Raw genomic sequence first — 421 nt, 5'->3', positions numbered from 1 at the left:
TTCTACCTGCGGGTGAACGAGACCCAGGCCGACGTGCTGCGCGTGGCCAAGGCCATCGGTGCCGACCGTGCGTCGGACAAGCATGCCGTCGATGAGCTGTTCAACGCCAAGTTCTCCGAAGCGTTGAAGACGGTCGGCAAGAAGTTCGACTTCACCGAACTGTTCGAGAAGCGCCAGGAGTTCCGCGACGAGATCATCGCGGTGATCGGCAACGACCTCAACGGCTATGTGCTGGAAGACGTGGCGATCGATTACCTGGAGCAGACCCCGAAGGCGCTGCTGGACCAGTTCAACATCCTTGACGCGCAGGGTATCCGCAAGATCACCGAGCTGACCGCCGCGCAGAACGTGGTGACCAACGAGCTGGAGCAGAACGAGAAGCTCGCCATCACCAAGAAGAACGTGGAAGCGCGTGAAGCGC

At 60.6% G+C, this 421-nt stretch carries 1 pseudogene; it reads left to right on the top strand.

Features of this window, described 5'->3' with window-relative positions:
• Nucleotides 1-12: 12 nt before the first annotated feature.
• A pseudogene (locus D7X55_RS46870) lies at nucleotides 13-421 on the top strand (hypothetical protein); the annotation flags it as partial.

Origin of the sequence: Corallococcus sp. AB049A, from assembly GCF_003668885.1 — a bacterium.
Lineage (GTDB): Bacteria > Myxococcota > Myxococcia > Myxococcales > Myxococcaceae > Corallococcus > Corallococcus interemptor.
Note: the sequence above shows the minus strand (reverse complement) of the source record. Positions and strands in the feature narration are given on the sequence as shown.